The 18,438-nt window shown below is 65.3% G+C and carries 18 protein-coding genes and 1 riboswitch; of the genes, 14 read left to right on the top strand and 4 right to left on the bottom strand.

Annotation, left to right across the window (positions count from 1 at the left end; translation table 11 throughout):
* Nucleotides 1-2 precede the first annotated feature (2 nt).
* Nucleotides 3-749 carry an outer membrane beta-barrel protein gene (locus ACK2SD_RS14255; RefSeq protein WP_029614050.1) on the bottom strand — a complete coding sequence of 249 codons (747 nt, stop codon included), beginning with the start codon at nt 747-749 and terminating at the stop codon, nt 3-5.
* Between the two features lie 158 nt (nt 750-907).
* Nucleotides 908-1,133: riboswitch (cobalamin riboswitch) on the top strand.
* Nucleotides 1,134-1,240: 107 nt separating this feature from the next.
* Here ACK2SD_RS14255 and ACK2SD_RS14260 point away from each other — a divergent pair.
* The 3 genes from ACK2SD_RS14260 to ACK2SD_RS14270 all read left to right on the top strand — a co-directional run bounded on the left by ACK2SD_RS14260 (nt 1,241) and on the right by ACK2SD_RS14270 (nt 4,847).
* Complete coding sequence (locus tag ACK2SD_RS14260) at nt 1,241-3,370, top strand: TonB-dependent receptor (RefSeq protein ID WP_412460098.1); 2,130 nt, start codon at nt 1,241-1,243, stop codon at nt 3,368-3,370.
* Nucleotides 3,371-3,469: 99 nt separating this feature from the next.
* Nucleotides 3,470-4,624 (top strand): DUF1624 domain-containing protein, encoded by a 1,155-nt coding sequence (locus tag ACK2SD_RS14265; RefSeq protein ID WP_412460099.1) that lies wholly within the window; start codon nt 3,470-3,472, stop codon nt 4,622-4,624.
* Nucleotides 4,625-4,691: 67 nt separating this feature from the next.
* On the top strand, nt 4,692-4,847 hold the full coding sequence (locus tag ACK2SD_RS14270; protein ID WP_155290521.1) for a hypothetical protein: 156 nt from the start codon (nt 4,692-4,694) through the stop codon (nt 4,845-4,847).
* A 19-nt stretch (nt 4,848-4,866) separates the two neighbouring features.
* Here ACK2SD_RS14270 and ACK2SD_RS14275 read toward each other — a convergent pair whose 3' ends face one another.
* Nucleotides 4,867-5,205, bottom strand: coding sequence for a hypothetical protein (locus ACK2SD_RS14275; RefSeq protein ID WP_412460100.1), 339 nt, complete (start codon nt 5,203-5,205; stop codon nt 4,867-4,869).
* Nucleotides 5,206-5,378: 173 nt separating this feature from the next.
* Here ACK2SD_RS14275 and ACK2SD_RS14280 point away from each other — a divergent pair, with 173 nt between their 5' ends.
* The 11 genes from ACK2SD_RS14280 (at nt 5,379) to ACK2SD_RS14330 (ending at nt 16,551) form a co-directional block, all read left to right on the top strand.
* Nucleotides 5,379-5,867 carry a hypothetical protein gene (locus tag ACK2SD_RS14280; protein WP_412460101.1) on the top strand — a complete coding sequence of 163 codons (489 nt, stop codon included), beginning with the start codon at nt 5,379-5,381 and terminating at the stop codon, nt 5,865-5,867.
* Between the two features lie 101 nt (nt 5,868-5,968).
* A complete protein-coding gene (locus ACK2SD_RS14285) occupies nt 5,969-7,543 on the top strand; it encodes a diguanylate cyclase (RefSeq protein ID WP_412460102.1) in 1,575 nt (524 codons plus the stop codon).
* A 79-nt stretch (nt 7,544-7,622) separates the two neighbouring features.
* Nucleotides 7,623-8,684, top strand: a complete 1,062-nt coding sequence (locus tag ACK2SD_RS14290; protein ID WP_412460103.1) for a UV damage endonuclease UvsE — start codon at nt 7,623-7,625, stop codon at nt 8,682-8,684.
* Between the two features lie 46 nt (nt 8,685-8,730).
* Nucleotides 8,731-9,165 carry a hypothetical protein gene (locus tag ACK2SD_RS14295; RefSeq protein ID WP_412460104.1) on the top strand — a complete coding sequence of 145 codons (435 nt, stop codon included), beginning with the start codon at nt 8,731-8,733 and terminating at the stop codon, nt 9,163-9,165.
* A gap of 133 nt (nt 9,166-9,298) precedes the next feature.
* A complete protein-coding gene (locus ACK2SD_RS14300) occupies nt 9,299-10,018 on the top strand; it encodes a TorF family putative porin (RefSeq protein WP_029614056.1) in 720 nt (239 codons plus the stop codon).
* Between the two features lie 221 nt (nt 10,019-10,239).
* The gene (locus ACK2SD_RS14305; protein WP_039577293.1) at nt 10,240-10,707 is read left to right on the top strand and encodes a (2Fe-2S)-binding protein; all 468 of its coding nucleotides are present in this window, start codon (nt 10,240-10,242) and stop codon (nt 10,705-10,707) included.
* A complete protein-coding gene (locus tag ACK2SD_RS14310; RefSeq protein WP_412460105.1) occupies nt 10,707-12,956 on the top strand; it encodes a molybdopterin cofactor-binding domain-containing protein in 2,250 nt (749 codons plus the stop codon). Before ACK2SD_RS14305 ends, ACK2SD_RS14310 begins: the two co-directional genes overlap by 1 nt.
* A 13-nt stretch (nt 12,957-12,969) precedes the next feature.
* On the top strand, nt 12,970-14,310 hold the full coding sequence (locus ACK2SD_RS14315) for a c-type cytochrome (RefSeq protein WP_412460106.1): 1,341 nt from the start codon (nt 12,970-12,972) through the stop codon (nt 14,308-14,310).
* A 53-nt stretch (nt 14,311-14,363) separates the two neighbouring features.
* Nucleotides 14,364-15,386 (top strand): XdhC family protein, encoded by a 1,023-nt coding sequence (locus ACK2SD_RS14320; protein WP_412460107.1) that lies wholly within the window; start codon nt 14,364-14,366, stop codon nt 15,384-15,386.
* On the top strand, nt 15,383-15,973 hold the full coding sequence (locus ACK2SD_RS14325; protein ID WP_412460108.1) for an NTP transferase domain-containing protein: 591 nt from the start codon (nt 15,383-15,385) through the stop codon (nt 15,971-15,973). Before ACK2SD_RS14320 ends, ACK2SD_RS14325 begins: the two co-directional genes overlap by 4 nt.
* A 77-nt stretch (nt 15,974-16,050) precedes the next feature.
* Nucleotides 16,051-16,551: a GNAT family N-acetyltransferase gene (locus tag ACK2SD_RS14330; protein ID WP_304484384.1), complete on the top strand. Its 501-nt coding sequence runs from the start codon at nt 16,051-16,053 to the stop codon at nt 16,549-16,551.
* A 38-nt stretch (nt 16,552-16,589) separates the two neighbouring features.
* Here the strand turns inward: ACK2SD_RS14330 and ACK2SD_RS14335 are convergent, their stop codons facing one another.
* A complete protein-coding gene (locus ACK2SD_RS14335; RefSeq protein ID WP_317871553.1) occupies nt 16,590-17,780 on the bottom strand; it encodes a multidrug effflux MFS transporter in 1,191 nt (396 codons plus the stop codon).
* 45 nt (nt 17,781-17,825) lie between these two features.
* Nucleotides 17,826-18,425 (bottom strand): thermostable hemolysin, encoded by a 600-nt coding sequence (locus ACK2SD_RS14340; protein ID WP_412460109.1) that lies wholly within the window; start codon nt 18,423-18,425, stop codon nt 17,826-17,828.
* Nucleotides 18,426-18,438: the final 13 nt, after the last annotated feature.

Here is an 18,438-nt window from a genome sequence, read left to right on the forward strand (position 1 = left end):
GGTCAGAACGCCAGACCGACCTTCACGCCAAACTCGTCACGCTTGAGCTTGGTGTTGTCGGCAGCCGGCGAATCTTCGTCGATCTTGTATTCGGTGCGGGTGTAGTAGAGGCCGGCCTGAATCGGCATGGCGCCTTGCTGGTTCATCAACAGCGACACTTCGGCGTACGGGTTGGTACGGTCCTTCATGTCGACGCTGTCGCTCTCGAAGTCCTCGACCTTCAGACGCGCGCGGCCGTCGATGCTGCGACGAGCGCCCACTTCCACACGCAGGGTGGAGGCGTCGAACTGGTGGTTGTAACCCAGCGCGGCTTTGGCGAACGGCGACTTGTAGGTCAGCTTGGTGTCCAGATCGTTGATCTCGGGTTCGAAGCGGGTCCAGCTGTAGCCGCCACCGATGATCACGTCGACGAAGTTGCGCGCATCCAGCGCGGCGCGCCAGCCCAGGTCCAGGTCAGCCTGAGCTTCCTTGAGCTTGTCGTCGTTTTTCTTACCGTACTTGGCTTCGGCACCCACTTGGTAGATGAAGCCGGATTCGGCGGTCATCTTGTTGCCAAAGTTGGCGAACACGCCGCCTTGACCCATATGCTCCTTGTCGGAGTCGCTGCCGCCTTCGAATTTGAACTTGTTGTACGAGCCCAGCAGACCGAAGGTGAACAGAGGATCGGTGCTAGGCGCAGCCATCGCTGCCAGAGGCGTGCCGACCAGGGCCAATGCGCAAGCGTGACGCAGCAGTTTTGCAGTAAACATTCGCAGAAGTCTCCATGACTGAATAAATAGGGCGAACGGTCGTTTCGAGACAACGTGCAGCAGAAAAGTTCGAAAAAAATATGAGAAAAAAGCGTGAATTTGCGGTCTGTCACATCGCCATCCCCTCAAACGATTGACTCGCCCACAGGCAGGTGGTCATATGCGCGCCAGTTTCAGGTGTCCTGCGCCGCCGTGCGCAGGGTGAAACGGGAAGCCGGTGCGTCCATGCGGACAAGTCCGGCGCTGCCCCCGCAACGGTAAGCGAGCGAATCCTTCAACACACCACTGTGCATCGGCATTGCACCCGCAATGCATCGGCATGGGAAGGTGAAGGCTTCACGATCCTCGCAAGCCCGGAGACCGGCCTGAAGCTTCAGTTGGCAAACCCGCGGTGGGCGGGCGCAGGCCGGTGTCCCGCGCTTGCGTGCGGGGCCGCGCGTCTTTGCGTTGTTTCCACCGGGATCCATTCATTCCTGCAACAGTGGAACGACATGTCCCGACACTTCACGCTTCACACCCTGGCCGCCTGCATGGCCGTCTCCTTGCCGTCCCTGGCCGAAACCTCCACCAGCGGCGTGCTCGCACTGCCGGCAACGGCCGTCACTGACACGCTGGAAGAGCCGCGCATCGACCTGGCCACCCCGACCCAGGCCGGCTCGCGCCTGAACCTCAGCGCCTTGGACACCCCGGCCAGCACCAGCAGCCTGACCGCCGAGCAGATCCAGCAGCGCGCCAACCGTACCGTACAGGACGCCGTGACCCGCACGCCGGGCATCACCTCGATCGGCACGCCCGGCAACGGTAACACCGCCCTCTCCGCCCGAGGCTTCACCGGCCACAGCTCGGTGATGACCCTGTTCGACGGCTCGCGCCTGTACACCGGTGCCGGCACCCAGAGTTTTCCGGTCGACCCGTGGATGGTCGAGCGCATCGACGTGATTCGTGGTCCGGCCTCGGTGTTGTACGGCGAAGGTGCCACCGGCGCGGTCATCAATGTAATCCCGAAAAAGCCCCTGGCAGGCGAAGTTCGCAACCACCTGCGCCTGGGCTACGGTTCCTGGGACCGCCAACAGATGGGCCTGGACAGCGGCGGTAGCCTGAGCGAGCGGCTCAGCTACCGCCTGATCCTCGATCAGCAGCAGGGCAATGGCTGGGTTGATCGCACCGATTCGCGCAGCCTCGCGGTGAACGCGGCGCTGCGCTTCGACGCCAGCGACGACCTGAGCTTCACCCTCGCCCACGACCGTGGCGATGACCAGCCGGCGAACTATTTCGGCACCCCGCTGATCGACGGCCGCCTGCACGGCAGCCTGCGCGACAAGAACTACAACATCCGCAACGACGTGCAGCGCTACCACGACGAGTGGACGCGACTGAACACCGACTGGACCATCAACGACAGCGTCAGTGCCAGCAACCAGCTGTACTACGTCAAGAGTCGTCGGCACTGGCGCAATGCCGAGGACTACCGCTGGGACCCGGATCGTGACCTGCTGGCCCGGCAGAGCTACCTTGAAATCCGCCACAACCAGGAACAGATAGGCGACCGCCAGAGCTTGAGTTTCGATCACAGCCTGTTCGGTTTGACCAGCAAGACCGTGGTCGGCGCCGAGTACAACCGGATCCGCTTCAACGTCGACAGCAATTCGCCCTACGACGACCTGCAACCCGGCGACTTCATCGACCCCTGGAGTCCAGCGCCGGGACGTTTCCAGAGCGCCAGCGCGACCCGCCCGCAAACCCTGTCCACGACTCGCACCTTCGCCCTGTTCGCCGAAAACCGTACCCAACTCAGCGAGCGCTTGTCGCTGGTCACCGGCATCCGCCGCGACCAGAACCATATCGAGCGCGACAACCTGGTGGACGACAGCCGCGTCGATCGCAGCCTGAACGGCGGCAACTGGCGTGCAGGACTGGTGTTCGCGGTCAGCGACGACCTGTCGCTGTACGGCCAGTTTTCGACCAGCAAGGACGGCGTGGGCGACCTGATCAGCCTCAGTGCCAGCCGTATCGGCTACGACCTCACCGAGTCCAAGCAAACCGAGCTAGGGCTCAAGCAGCGCTTCTGGGAGGGGCGTGGCGAGTGGACCCTGGCGGCGTACCACATCGTCAAGAAGAAGCTGCTGGTGGACGATCCGCTGACCCATGACAAGCAGCAGGCCGGCCAGCAGCGCGCGGACGGGCTGGAAGCCAGCCTGGAACTGGACCTGGGCCAGCAATGGCAACTGTCGGCTAACGCCGCAGTGGTGCGCGCCCGGTACGACGATTTCGATGAAAGCGTCGATGGCGTGTTCCAGGATCGTGCCGGCAATCGACCGGCCAATGTGCCTCGGCGCACCGCCAATCTGTGGCTGAGCAAAGGCTTCGGCGAGCGCGTCGATGCCGGCGTCGGCCTGCGCTATGTCGATCAGCGTTACGCCGACACTGCCAACCTGGCCAGCGTACCGGGCTATACCGTTGTGGACGCCAACCTTGGCTGGCAGGTGCTGCCCGAGGTGCGTCTTGGCCTGCAACTGAACAACCTGTTCGACCGCCAGTATGTGGTCGCGGCCCACAGTGGCGAGCAGTGGCTGCTGGGCACGCCGCGGTCGTATTTCGCGACGCTGGACTACCGCTTCTGAGGTCGTGCCGCTTCGCTGGCAAAAGTCTGCGAAGCGGCAAGACAACGCCACACCGCCAAAAGAAATAAGATAACATCTCGCTTTTTTCAGACTTCCCCCATGCCAACTTCACACATCCCTTCTACTCGCCTGCACAGCATCGACGCCCTGCGTGGCCTGGTCATGCTGTTCATGCTGCTGGACCACGTGCGCGAGACTTTCCTGCTGCACCGCCAGGTCGGCGACCCGATGGACATCGACACCACGGAGCCTGCGCTGTTTTTCAGCCGCACCCTGGCGCACCTGTGCGCGCCGGTGTTCGTGCTGCTGACCGGTCTGAGCGCCTGGCTGTATGGCGAAAAATATCAGGGCCGGGGCGACGTTTCGGCGTTCCTGTTCAAGCGCGGCCTGTTTCTGGTGGTGCTCGAACTGACCTTGGTGAACCTCGCCTGGAGCCTGCAACTGCCGCCCAGCGTGATCTACCTGCAGGTGATCTGGGCCATCGGCCTGAGCATGATCGCCCTGTCGCTGCTGATCTGGCTGCCACGCCCGATGCTGCTGGTACTGGGTGTGCTCATCGTGGCCGGACACAACCTGCTCGACGGCCTGCATGTCGCCCCCGACTCGCTGTGGCATGCACCCTGGGCGGTGCTGCATGAGCGCAGTTGGCTCGAGGTGGCGCCACAACTGCGCCTGCGCGTCACCTACCCGCTGCTGCCCTGGATCGGCGTGATCGCCCTGGGCTACGGCCTCGGCCCCTGGTTCGCGCACGGCAGCGATGCCGCATCGCGCGCCAGCAAATTGCTGATGGCCGGCTGCGGCGCTTTGTTGGGCTTCGTTGTGTTGCGCGCGATCAACGCTTACGGCGAAGCGGCCTGGCGAGTGCATGATGACCTCACGCACACCGTCATGAGCCTGCTCAACATCACCAAGTACCCACCGTCGCTGCTGTTCCTGCTGCTCACCCTCGGCATCGGTCTGCTATTGCTGCGCGCGTTCGAGCGCGTGGGTGATACACGCTGGATAACTGTGCTGACGGTGCTGGGCAGCGCGCCGATGTTCTTCTATCTATTGCACCTTTATGTGCTGAAAGTGCTGTATCTGATCGCCCTCGGCATGTTCGGGCGCAATCACGGCGATTACTTCGGCTTCGATAGCGTCGCAGACGTCTGGGTGATGACGGTGCTGCTGGCCGTGGCCTTGTATCCGCCGGTGCAGCGTTTCGCCCGGTTCAAGGCGCGGCGCCGCGACATTCGCTGGCTCAAGTACTTGTGAGCCGGGGCGACGGCAGACGGGCGATGGGGTTACCATCGCCCTCCCGCAAACAACCGAGGCCGGTCAGATGAGCAGAATGATTCAATTCCTGGTGGTCGTCGTGCTGTGTACGGCCATCGGCGTGCTGTGCGAACGCTTCGCCGTGAACCAGTACCTGAAGTGGCTGCTGATGGCCTTGCCCGCCATCGTCTGGGTGCGCCTGCGCAATCCACTGAAGGAATGAGACGCGCCGCCCGGCGGCATCAGTACGCGGCGCGGTCGTAGCCTGAACCGTTGGTGGCACGCAGGAACGCGTCGTAGTAGCTGGCCAGATTGCTGCCTTTTTCGTACAGGATGGTGGCGAAGTCGGCCGGAACAATGGAGTCCTGTTCCCACAGCCGGTTCATCTGCCCAGAGCGCAGGTACGGCAGGAAGTCCTCGTTGACGCAGTCGCTGCCCAAGTGCGAGCGGCCGAAATACAGGGCCGAGATCAGTGCGATCTGATCGTCAGGCGCCAGGGTCGAGAGAAAGGCTTGCGCGGCCTCCACCGAATGGAAAGGCAGATGCGGGGCAATGGCGTCAATCAGTTCGTCGATGTGCATGAAGCGCTCCTTTTGAAAGTCGAGCTGCATTAATCCGGCGCACCGCTCTGTGCGTCAAAAACGCGGTGTCGAGCAGCACGGCAGCGCTGCCAGTCGATTCTCAAGGACATTTCCCACGCTGTCGTCCGTACTGCCTTGCAGTACACTGTCGAGAACTTAGCCGAGCCTCTTCCATGCCCCGCCTGCCGAAACTGCTGCTGCCCCTGCTGCTGCTCGCCGCCCTCACCGCCTGCGACCAGAAACCCACCCGCGAAGAGCGGATCCTGGCCAACCTGCCGCTGCAGCAAGCCTACGACCACAACATCGAGCGCATGGCCCAATTGCTGGCGATGACCCACCCGTCCGTGCCGCAGGACACCATCAAGCAGGTGCTGCGCAAGCACCTGACTGTCGAAGACCAGCGCAACGACCTGTTCAAGCTCTACAGCGAAAAGAACTTCACCGACGCCGAATTCGACAGCATCGTCGCAGCCACCCAGGACCCGGCCAAGGCACGGGCGCTGGGGGAAAGCGAAGAAGGCAAGCGTCTGAGCGAAAAGCTCACCGCGTTGATGCGCGCCACCGCCCAGGACAAGCAGGTCCAGGCCCTGGCCGCGCAGCGCATGCAACAGGTGCAGGATGAACTGGCGAACCTCGCAGCGCCCGCTACTGAAGATCGCTGAAAGTCGGCGAGGCATTTTCGCGGCCTATTCGCCACGCCCCATAGCTGCCACCGCACATTCCGAGTAAGGTTATTCCGACCACCCAGTCAGCGAGCCTAGGATTGCCAAACGCTAAAAAAGGCCTGCGCATGGATCTGCGCACGCTCATCCTCCTGCTGTCGGCGCTCACCGCCGTTGTGATGCTTCTGAGCAGCTACTTCGCCAGCTACCGAGTGCAGCGCCAGTTGCTCATCGATCACGCGCTGGAGTCCAACCGGGTCTACGCGGCCAAGTTGGCATCGATTACCGAGCTGTTCATGCAGAACGCGCTCAAGCAATTGGCCTTCAGTGCCCGCAACCTACCGCAGGCCCTGAACGACGACACCCCGGTGCGAGCGGAAACCGAACGGCTGCTGGCCCAAAGCAGCGCCTTCAACTCCACCTTCGTCGTCGACAACCAGGGCGTGCTGCGCGCAATCTCACCCGCGCCCCTGCGCAGCATCGTCGGCCAGCGCATCGACAGCCCAGGCACCCTCGAGGCGTTGCGGGTCAAACGGCCGATGGTGTCGTCGCCGTTCGTCTCCGCTGCCAACAACCTCATCGTGGTCGCCTCCCAGCCGATCTTCAGTGAAGACGGCCGTTACCTGGGTTACGTCGGCGGCAGCCTGTACCTGCGCCAGCACAACATTCTCGAGAAACTGCTGGGCGAGCATTTCTACCAGGACGGCTCGTACATCTACGTGGTCGATGCCGAGCGCCGCATGCTCTACCACCCTGACCCCAACCGCGTGGGCATGCTGATCAAGACCAACAGCCTGATCAACGAACTGCACAGCCGCGGCAATGGCGTGCAGCAGGTGACCAACAGTTTCGGCGTGGACATGCTCGCCGGCTTCGCCACAGTGCCCAGCACCGGCTGGGGCATCGTTGCACAGCAGCCGTTGACGCAGACCCTGGCGCCCACCAAGCGCTTGATCCTCGATGTAGTGGAAATCTCCGTGCCTCTGGCCCTGCTTGCCGGTATCGCCCTGTGGTGGCTGGCGCTGACCATCACCCGGCCCCTCTGGGAGCTGGCCGCAGGCGCGCGCGCATTCGACCGACCTGACACCCTGGAACGTATCCATGGCGTGCGCGCCTGGTACTTCGAGGCCGCCGAGCTCAAGCGCGCTCTGCTGTTCAGCCTGAACTTGCTGCAGGAGCGCATCGGTCGTCTCAATCAAGATGTGCAGACCGATCCGCTGACGGGCCTGGGCAACCGCCGTCGACTGGACTTCACCCTGTCGCTGCTGCAGGCCGACGAGCGCCCGTTCTGCGCCATCGTGCTCGACATCGACCATTTCAAGCGGGTCAACGACCAGCACGGCCACGATGTCGGCGACCAGGTGCTGCGCGCACTGGCCGGTCTCATGCGCACCTGCTGCCGCGAAGGCGACGTGCTGTGCCGTACCGGCGGCGAGGAATTTCTCATGCTGCTGCCAGGCGCCAGCCTGGAAGTCGCAGCCGCGGTGGCCGAGCGCCTGCGACTGGTGGTGCAGGACACGCCCATCGAGCCTGTCGGCGCGGTGACCATTTCTCTGGGGGTGGCGCGTTGGAGCGGTGGCGTCGACGATCCCGCGCAAGCCCTGAGCCATGCCGACCGAGCCCTCTACCTGGCCAAGCACAGCGGACGCAATCGCGTGCAGGTCAGCGAGAGTTGACCCGCAATCTCAGTGGATCGACTGACCCCGCTGCGCTGTCCTAGACAAAGACCTCCTCGCCCCGCTCAGGACACAGTTCATGCCGCGCCTCGGTTTTGCCTGCCAGTACCGCCATCCCCACCGCGACCAGTCAATCAAGGTACTGGAAGCCATCGAACGCGCCTTCAACCCGCGCACCACCACCCTGCGCTGGCTGTCAGGCGCCAGCCAGGAGGCGGCGCGGGCCAAATTGCTGGAACTGGTGGAGCACAACCTCGACGCCCAAATGCGCCTGCTGGCCCATGTCGCCGAGTTGCCGCCGATGCTGCACATGCTGCGCCTGTCCAGCGACCTGCTGCCGCTGTACAGCCATCCCGACGTCGCCGCGTTCTATCAGGACGCCGACGTGCAAACGCTGTTGCAGCAACGCTTCGCTGCCCTCGGCGCCTTCGCCCGTGCCCATGACATCCGCCTTTCGTTTCACCCAGGTCAGTACTGCGTGCTCGGCTCGGACCGTCCCGAGGTGGTCGAGAACAGCCTGGCGGAGTTCGAGTACCACGCCGACATGATCCGCTGGATGGGCTACGGCCAGCGTTTCCAGGATTTCAAATGCAACCTCCACATCGCCGGTCGCCTCGGCGCCGACGGCATCCGCGCCGTGTGGCCACGGTTGTCCAGCGAAGCGCGCAACGTCATCACCTTCGAGAACGATGAGAAGACCTACGGCGTCGACGATTGCCTGGGCCTGGCCGACCTCGCGCCGGTGGTGCTCGACATCCATCATTGCTGGATCCACGAGAACGACTACATCGAACCGCACGCGCCCAGGGTCGCGCAGATCATCGACAGTTGGCGCGGCGTGCGGCCGACCATGCACTACTCGCAACCGCCCGAGCGTCTGCAAGCACTGGGCTTCAGCGCCACCGAGAAACTGACCATTCCGGCGTTGCTGGAGCACGTGCCCAAGCGTGACCTGTACCAGCACAGCGAATGCATGTGGAACGACTGGACCAACCGCTATGCACTGCAGTTCATCGATCGATTCGACATCATGTTCGAAGCCAAGCACAAGAACCTTGCCACCCAGGACTTCTTCGAGCGCTACATACAGGCGCCCCAGACACGGCGACCTTCGGTCGATCCGGCAGCACCCCTGGACTGAAGCGCTGCCCGATCAAGGGCATCCCTTCAGCAACAGGAGATCCATCATGATCGGCAAACGCATTCACGCAGGTCTCTTCGTCCTGTGCCTGGCCGCAGGCACACCCTTCGCCATGGCCGCTACGGACATGAATGACCAGCGCACGCCGGGCCAACAGACCCCCGGTATGGGCACCCAGCAAGGGGGCGCCAGCGGCATGGGCACGCCGGGTGACAGCATGGGTTCGGGCAGCGGCACCACCCGCGAAAACGGCACCCATGGCACCGGTGGCGATGGCACCGGAACCGGTAGCATGGGCAACGGCTCAGGCACCACGGGCAATGGCTCGGGCAGCATGGGTAACGGTTCCGGCACCACAGGCAACGGTTCCGGCAGCATGGGCAATGGCTCGGGTTCCACGGGCAATGGCGGCGGCATGGGTGGCGGCACAGGCTCCGGTGGTAGCGGCGCTGGCGGTGGTGGTGCTGGCGGCGGCAGCTAAGGTCGCGCCGCTCAAGGGCCGATACGCGAGCTATCGGCCCAGCGACCAGCGCTCAGCGACACGCGAGGTTTTCTCAGTAGCGTTGTGGTTGTATCCTCTGGGGCTCTGACACGGCACTTCCAGGACAGCGCGCATGACCAGGCCCCTCCTGTTGCTGAGCGCGACGCTGCTTTTCAGCGCCCCTCTCGCGGCCCAGCAGATCCAACGACAACTGGGCGATTTCGACTTCAAGCTTGGCACCACGCCCTCGCGCAGCATGGCCCAGGGGCTGATCTCACCCAGCGCGTCCGGCGCCTTTCATGGCGGCCTGGACCTCACCCACCGCAGCGGCTGGTACGTCGGCCAGTACGCTCCCAGCATGGGCCTGAGTGCGGCCTCGACCTTCAAGCTCGACAGTTACTTGGGTTACAAGCAGCGCTTCACCGACAGCCTCGGCTATGAAGCGGGCCTGATCCGCTACAGCTACCCCACGCTCTCGCGCCCCGACAGCCACGCGCTGTACGGCGGCCTGTCCCTGCTCGGCACGCGCTTGGGCGGCGCGCTGAACGACAACCCGAGCAATCGCACCGGCACCCTGTTCGCCGATTTCGGCCACGTGCCGCTGATCCAGGCAAGCGTCACCCTCAAGGTGGCCCACCATCGCCTGGGCACGCCATACACCATTGGCGACGGCAGCCAGGTCGACAGCTTCAATGATTGGTCGCTGCAACTGTCACGGCCCTGGCTGGGCATGGACCTCGACCTGATCTACAGCAACTCCGACCTCAGTGGCGGCGGCTGTGGGGCGTACTCGGGCATGAATACCTTCTGCGACGGCATGGTCACGCTCAAGGCCCAGCGCAGCTTCTTCTGAACGTCTCTCCGGCGCATGCCTAGCGCAATCCACCTGAATCCTTGCCTGATCCTCTGAACTTGCTGACCGATGGATAGGAAACATCCCTGCCACGGTCTAGAGTTTTCAGGTCAGGAATCCGCCTCGCTGCCCAGCACAGGTCATCCTGCCAGTGCCGCGCCTCGCCGCGCCGTGCTGCCTATAACGACGACACAAGAACCGATGATCAGCGGGTGAACGCCATGGAACTACGCATCAACCAGAAGACCTACCAGGTCGACGCCGACGACGACACGCCCCTGCTGTGGGTGATCCGCGACGACCTCGGCCTGACCGGCACCAAGTACGGCTGCGGCCTGGCGCAATGCGGCGCCTGCTCAGTGCTGGTGGACGGCAATGTGGTGCGCGCCTGCGTCACCCCGGTGGCCGGCGTGGTCGGCCGTGAAGTCACCACCATCGAAGCGATCGAAGCTGACCCAGTCGGCCAGCGCGTGGTCGCCACTTGGGTCGACCAGCAGGTGGCGCAGTGTGGCTACTGCCAGTCCGGCCAGGTCATGGCCGCCACGGCGCTGCTCAAGCACACGCCGGCGCCCAGCGATGAGCAGATCAGCGCGGCGATGGTCAACCTGTGCCGCTGCGGCACCTACAATGCGATCCATGCCGCCGTGCACGCGCTTGCCACCCAGCCCGCCGGGAAGGAGAGCGCCTGATGAATGCCCTGTTCGAACGTCCCCTGGCCCTGCCGGACCTGCCGCTGGATCGTCCACTGAACCTGTCGCGCCGACGCTTCCTGGCCGGCAGCGCCATCGGCGCCTTGGTGCTCGGCTTCGGCCTGCCGCTGGGCTCGGCGCGGGTTCAAGCGGCAACGGCCGCCGCCGATCAACGCGGCACCCAGGTGCCGGCGTTCCTGGAACTGCGCCCCGACGGCAGCGTGCGCCTGCTGTGCCCGTTCATGGAGGGCGGCCAAGGCACCCATACCGCCATGGCGCAGATCGTCGGTGAAGAACTCGACCTGGACCCTGCCCGCTTCGTGGTCCAGAGCGCGCCGCCCGGCGAAGCCTACGTGGTCATGGAAAACGGCATGCGCATCACCGGCGGCAGCATGTCGGTGCGCATGAGCTACCCGACCATGCGCCGCCTCGGTGCCCTGGCCCGCGCCATGCTGCTGCAGGCCGCGGCCGAGAAACTGACGGTGCCGGTCGGCGAGCTCACCACCGAGCCGGGCAAAGTGCTGCACGCCGCCTCGGGGCGCTCGCTGGACTATGGCGAACTGGCCAGCGGTGCCCTGGACCTGCCCGTGCCGGACCCGAGCACCGTCAAGCTGCGCGACCCCAGCCAGTTCCGCTGGATCGGCAAACCCGTGCGGCGTCTGGATGCCTATGACAAATCCACCGGCAAGGCGCAGTACTGCATCGACATCGCCGTCGACGACATGCTCCACGCTGCCGTGCAACACGCCCCGCGCCTGGGCATGAGTGTCGCCAGCCTGCGCAACGAGGCGCAGGTCAAAGCCATGAAAGGCGTGCACTCGGTGCATGTACTGCCCGGCGCCGTGGCCGTGGTGGCCGAGCGTTGGTGGCACGCCAAGCGGGGCGCCGAAGCCGTGCAAGTGGACTGGCAAGAACCTGGCGCCGACGTGAAGGTGCGTACGATGCCGGCCGACTTCTCCAGCGACGCCTGGCGCGATCACCTGGCCGCGCAGACCGGCCCGTCACGCGACGACGAGCATGAAGGCGATGTGGCCGAGGCGCTCAAGGGCGCCAAGACCCAGGTAGAAGCCACCTACCACAATCAATACCTCAACCACGCCCAGCTCGAGCCGCCGTCAGCCCTGGCCCGCTTCAATGCCGACGGCTCGCTGGAGGTGTGGCTGCCGAACCAGGCGCCGGACATGTTCCGCGACGACATCGCCCAGCGCACCGGCCTGACCAAGGAGCAGATCATTCTGCACTCGCCGCTGTTGGGCGGGTTCTTCGGTCGCCACTTCCTCTACGAATCGGCCAACCCTTATCCCCAAGCCATTGCCCTGGCCAAGGCGGTCGGCCGTCCGGTGAAGCTGATCTGGACTCGCGAGGAAGAATTCCTGCGTGACGTGCTGCGCCCGGTGGCAGTGGTTAAATTCCGCGCTGGACTCGACGACAAAGGCCTGCCGGTGGCCATCGAGGCGATCAGTGCCACTGAAGGCCCGACCGAAGCCCTGGCCGGCAAACAGGGTGAAAAGATCGATCCGACCGCGCTGGAAGGGCTGTCGGGCAAAGCCTACGCCATCGCCAACAAACGCATCGCGCAGATCTACGTCAAAGGCCCGGCCATGCTCGGCTACTGGCGCTCGGTGGGCAACTCGCTGAACGACTTCTTCTACGAGTCGTTCCTCGACGAGTTGGCCGACAAAGGCGGCCAGGATCCCTTCGAGTTGCGTTTGCACCTGCTGCGCGACAATGCACGCCTGACCACCCTGCTCAAGGCCGTGGGCGAGCTGTCCGGTGGCTGGAAGCCGGGCCCCTTCACCGCCGAGGACGGCTCCCGACGCGCCCGTGGCGTGGCCATGGCCTCGCCGTTCGGCTCGGAGGCGGCGGTGATCGCCGAGGTGTCGCTGGAGAACGGCCAGGTCAAAGTGCATGACATCTGGCAGGCGATCGACCCAGGCAGCATCGTCAACCCGTCGATCATCGAGCATCAGGTCAACGGCGCCGTGGCCCTGGGCCTTTCGCAGACGCTGGTGGAGGAAGCGGTGTACGTCAATGGCCTGCCGCGCGCGCGCAACTACGATCTGTACCCGATCCTGCCGCCGTCGCGCATGGCCCGGGTGCATGTGCGCATCGTCGAGAGCGGCGCGAAGATGGGCGGCATCGGCGAGCCGCCGTTGCCGGCCGTGGCGCCTGCAGTGGCCAACGCCGTCGCGCGGCTGACCGGCCAGCGCGTACGCAGCCTGCCCCTGAGCCGCCATACCTTCGCCTGACACGGAAGCCGCCATGAACAATCGATTGTCCACCACCCTCCGCTGGTTGGCGCTGCCGTGCCTGGTCGCTGCCGGTTTCACCGCCTGGTACGTCAACCGCGAGATCGCCTCACCGTTCGAGCAGCAGGCGGCCGAGCAGGATCGCGCCTTGGTCAGCCGCGGCGAGTACGTCGCGCGCCTGAGCGACTGCGTGGCCTGCCATAGCCTGCCTGGCCAGGCGCCGTTCGCCGGCGGGCTGGAAATGGCCACCCCACTGGGCGCGATCCATGCCACCAACATCACCCCCGACCGTGACAGCGGTATCGGCGCCTATAGCCTGGCCGACTTCGACCGCGCCGTCCGCCATGGCGTCGCACCCGGTGGGCGGCGGCTGTACCCGGCCATGCCCTACCCGTCTTACGCCAAGCTCAGCGATGACGACGTGCGCGCGCTGTACGCCTTCTTCATGCAAGGTGTACAGCCGGTCCAGCAGGCCAATATCCCCAGCGACATTCCCTGGCCATTGAACATGCGCTGGCCGATCGCCCTGTGGAACGGGCTGTTCGCGGCCGATACGCCGTACGCGCAGCAGGCTACCGAAGACCCGCTGTGGAACCGGGGCGCCTACATCGTCCAGGGTCCAGGGCACTGCGGCAGTTGTCATACGCCGCGGGGCCTGGCGTTCAACGAAAAGGCGCTCGACGAGTCTGGCCAGGCGTTTCTCGCCGGTGCCCTGCTCGACGGCTGGTATGCGCCGAGCCTGCGCCAAGACCCCAACACCGGGTTGGGCCGCTGGAGCGAGGCGGACATGGTGCAGTTCCTCAAAACCGGGCGTAACCAGCACGCGGTGGTCTACGGCTCGATGACCGAGGCCTTCAACAACTCCACGCAGTTCATGAGCGACGACGACCTGAGCGCCATCGCCCGCTACCTCAAGTCGCTGCCAGGCGACCCTGCGCGCGACGGCACGCCCTGGCAGTACCAGGCGGTATCGGCGGCCAGCGAGCTGGACAAGCCCGGCGCGCACAGCTATGTCACCCGCTGTGCGTCGTGCCACGGGCTTCAAGGCCAGGGCCAGGCCGAATGGATTCCGCCGTTGGCCGGCGCCAGCTCGATGCTGGCCAAGGAGAACGCTTCGGCGATCAACATCACCTTGAACGGCTCGCAGCGCATCGTCGCGGCCGGGGTGCCGGACGCCTACCGCATGCCGGCGCTGCGTCAGCAGATGAGCGACGAGGAAATCGCCCAGGTGCTGAGCTACGTGCGCAGCGCCTGGGGGAACCACGGCGGCGCCGTCGATGCCAAAGACGTTGCCAAGCTGCGTGAGCACACCGACCCGGCCAGCAGCAGCCCGATCGTGCTGCACATGCGCTGAAACTCACCCGCTGCGTTAGACGCAGCGGGTCTCGAATCGCTCAAGGAGTGCCCATGGAAAGTATCGACCTGCTGGTGCTGCGCACGGCGCGGGACTGGCTGCAGGCCGGCCACCGCGTGCTGTTGGCCACGGTCGCCCACACCTGGGGTTCCTCGCCGCGCCCGGTGGGCTCGATGATGGCCCTGCGCGCCGACGGCCGGGTGGTTGGCAGCGTCTCCGGCGGCTGCATCGAGGACGACCTGATCCATCGATACACCGACGCCTACGGCGGCCCTGGCTTGCCCGACAGCCCGCCGCAGCAGGTGCGCTATGGCGTCAGCGCCGATGAAGCGCACCGCTTCGGCCTGCCCTGTGGCGGCACGCTGGAACTGATCCTGGAATTCTCGCCCTGCTGGCAGTCGTTGTCCCACCTGCTCGTGCAGCTCGACAGCGGTCACCTAGTGCGCCGCCAAGTGGCCCTGCATGACGGAGAAGCGACGTTGCTGGTCACCGCCACGCCCGAGCAGTTCAGCTGCGATGGCCAGTACCTGGTCAACACCCTCGGTCCCGGGTATCGCCTGCTGTTGATCGGTGCCGGCGCGCTGGCCGAATACCTGGCGACCATGGCCCTGTTCAACGGTTTTCGCGTGTCGGTGTGCGACCCACGGCCGGAGTACATCGCCGGCTGGAACGTGGCCGGGGTGGACTGCCGGGTGGGCATGCCCGACGACGTGGTGCGCGACTTCGCCGCCGACCTGCGCACCTGCATCGTCGCCGTCAGCCACGACCCCAAGCTCGATGACCTGGCCCTGCTCGAAGCCCTGCAGGGCCCGGCATTCTACATCGGCGCCATCGGTTCGCGGCGCAACAGCCAGCAGCGTCGGGCACGGCTGATCGAGCATTTCGAGCAGACCTCGGCAAGCCTCGCCCGCCTGCGCGGGCCCATCGGAATCTACATCGGCAGCAAGACCCCTGCGGAAATCGCTGTGAGCGTGATGGCCGAAATCCTCGCGGCAAAGAATGGTGTGGAGCTGCCGGGGGCGGTCAGCGTGACCAAGGCCAAGCAGGCCCAGGAACTGGCGCAGCCGGCGGCATGACTGGAACTCACCACCGTACGCGCTGCGCCGCGCTGGTACTGGCGGCCGGACAAGGGTCGCGGTTCGGCAGCGACAAGCGCCAGGCGCAGCTCGATGACACGCACACCGTCCTGCAGGCGACGCTGGCGCGGGCGCTGGAAAGCTTCGACAGGGTCTACGTGGTGCTGCGCCCCGGTGACGACCCGTCTACGCTCGGCATCGGGAGTCGGGTACGCACCGTGCACGCCGAACACGCGCTCGACGGCATGGGCGCCAGCCTTGCCGCCGGCATCGACGCCATGGCGGCCAGCGATGCTCACGCCGTCGCCGTGTTGCTCGGCGACATGCCATGGATTGCAACGGCAACGCTGACGACACTGGTCTGCCAGGCCGATCAGCAGTCGATTGTGCTGCCGTGTTATCAAGGCCGACGCGGCCATCCGGTGATCTTCGGCCGACGCTTCTGGCCCGCACTGGCGCGCCTGGACGGCGACCACGGTGGGCGCGCGCTCATCGAGGCCAATCCTCACGCCTGCCAGGTGATCGAGGTCGACGATCCCGGCATCCTGCACGACATCGATACCCCAGGCGACCTTCAGCGCCATTGAAGGCTTGTCATCACCCTTTGCGGCGCCCCCGCGCACAGGTACGCTAGCGGCCTTGCCCACAACCTGGAGCTGCGCCGGTGACCGATACCCAGACCGTCTACTACCTGGAGATGACCTCCCCTGACCAGTTGCGCGCCAAGCCAGCACGCGACGATCTGAACGTGGTCGAGTGCGAAATCGTACAGCCGGCGTTCAATCGCTTTCTCTACCAACTGGTGGGTAGCGACTGGTCGTGGACCGACCTGGATCACTGGACAGACGAACAATGGCAGGCCGAGATCGGTCAGGCGTGCCACCGCACCTGGGTGGCCTACCACCGCGGGGCCATCGCCGGGTATTACGAGCTGCAACGGCCTGATGGCGAGAACGTCGAGATTCGCTATTTCGGCCTGGCGCCGCAGTTCCTCGACCGAGGCTTCGGTGGCCCCCTGTTGAGCCAGGCCCTGCGCGACGCCTGGAGCTGGCCGGGCACTCGACGCGTCTGGCTGCACACCTGCAGCCTCGACCACCCGGCCGCCCTGGCCAACTACCAGGCACGCGGCATGCGCCTGTACAAGCAGGAAGTGGAACCGGTCTAGTCGGTCGATCGCGCCCTGCACGCGCAGGGCGCGCAGCCTCACGCCAACGACGCCTGCCGGGCCACCCGCGCGCCGACCATCCCCGACAGCGACACCAGCAGCAGCACACCGAACACCCCGGCGATCGCCAGGTTGCTTTCCACGTCCAGGCCACTGACGCTGGCCGAGGCCAGCGAGCCGAACACCAGCATCAAACAACCCTGCAGGCTCGCCGCCACTCCAGCGCGGTCGGGAAACAACGCCATCGAGCGGGCCATGGCGTTGGAGAAGATGAAGCCCTGGCCAAAGGCGATGAGCATGATGCCACCGAGCAGCGGCGTCAGGCTCAAGGTCTGGGGCGCGGCGGTGATGCACAGTACGCCGCCGAGGAACAGCGCCAGCCCGCTCCACATCAGGGTGTCCGGCGACAGCCTGCGAATCAGCGCGCGATTGACCAAGGTGCCGGTCAGGTAGCAGCAGCCCACGCCCAGCGCCGTACTGCCGAAGTAGTGGGCATCGTGGCCGAGCACGTCCTGCACGATGTGCGGGCCGAACACATTCCACAGCAGGAACGCGGAAAAGCTCGAGCCCAGCACCACGACGGCGGCGCGAAAGCCTCGGTCGGCCAGAATCACCCGGTAGCCGCCCAGCGTCTGCAACGGACGGCGTCGCGACTCGACGGGCAGCGACTCCTTGAGCCCGGCGACCACGAACGTCAGTACCAGCAGCGCATAGGCGGCGTAGAGCACGAAGTTGTATCGCCAGCCGAAGTGCACTTCGATCAAGCCGCCGATATAGGGCGCGATCACCGGGCCCAGGCCAAAGGCCAGGCTCAGGTAGATGATCGCCACGTAGAAACGCGGCCCCTTGACCACGTCCACCAGCACCGCGCGCGCCACCACCTGGCAGGCGCCAATGGCGAAGCCTTGCAGGGCGCGGGCCAACAGCAGCATCTCGATGGAGGTGGCGGCGGTCGCCAGCAGGCTGCCGACCAGGAACACCCCAAGCCCGAGCAGCACCGCCGGGCGCCGGCCCCGGGCGTCGGCCATGATGCCGAAGAACAACTGCCCCAGCGCATAGAACAGCAAGGTGATGGTGATGGTGTTTTGCATCAGCGCCGGGCCTGCACCCAATTCGCGACCGATGGATGGCAGGCTCGGCGCGTACAGGTCGATGGCGATGCCGCCGAGGCTGTTGACCAGCGGGGCCAGGAACACGATGAAGTTTTCGTAACGCTTGGTGGCGTGCATAAGCTCTCCGACAGACCGGGCACTCCAGCCCGGTCTGCTCATGGGTCAGACAGACGCCGTTGGGGCGTGCTGCGGTGAGGGTGAAAGCAGGGTCGGCGCCTTCAGCCAGGCACTGGGCGAGGACAGGCGCGAAGCCAATACTCGCGGTGCCTGCTGGTAGTAGCGGCCCCAGTTGACGGCGGGATCCTTGACCCGCCGGGGATCGGCCGCGCCCAGGTCGTCGAGGTTATCGACGATGGGCGCCAGCAGTTGGCGCACCTGCGGCGTGGCAGTCAGCACCACCAGGCCGAAATTGCGCAAGGCCAGGGTGCGGATGACGTTGTCCAGCAAGTACTTGCCGGCACCGCTGCCGCTCTGGAACGAGGCGAACGCGCCGATTTCAGCGATACGCCCGCGGTCCAGCGCGTAGCGCTGATCCAGCGACGTATCCAGGTAGTACTCGCTGAACAGCTTGCCGGAATCGCCGTAGCTGATGCCGGCGCAGGCATAGCCCGGCGCACCGCCACTGGAGCCGGTCAGGCAGACGAACAGGTCCGGCTGCGGCTCAGGCGTGGCGTCGTAGTGCTTGAGGTAGTGGGCGCGCACCGCCTCCTGCAGGCAACGGTAGCCGGGACGTCCCTTGTAGAAATTGCGCACGATGTACATGGCTGACGTCCTG

The organism is Pseudomonas sp. SC11 (genome assembly GCF_047039205.1).
In the GTDB taxonomy this organism is placed as follows: Bacteria; Pseudomonadota; Gammaproteobacteria; order Pseudomonadales; family Pseudomonadaceae; genus Aquipseudomonas; species Aquipseudomonas boreofloridensis.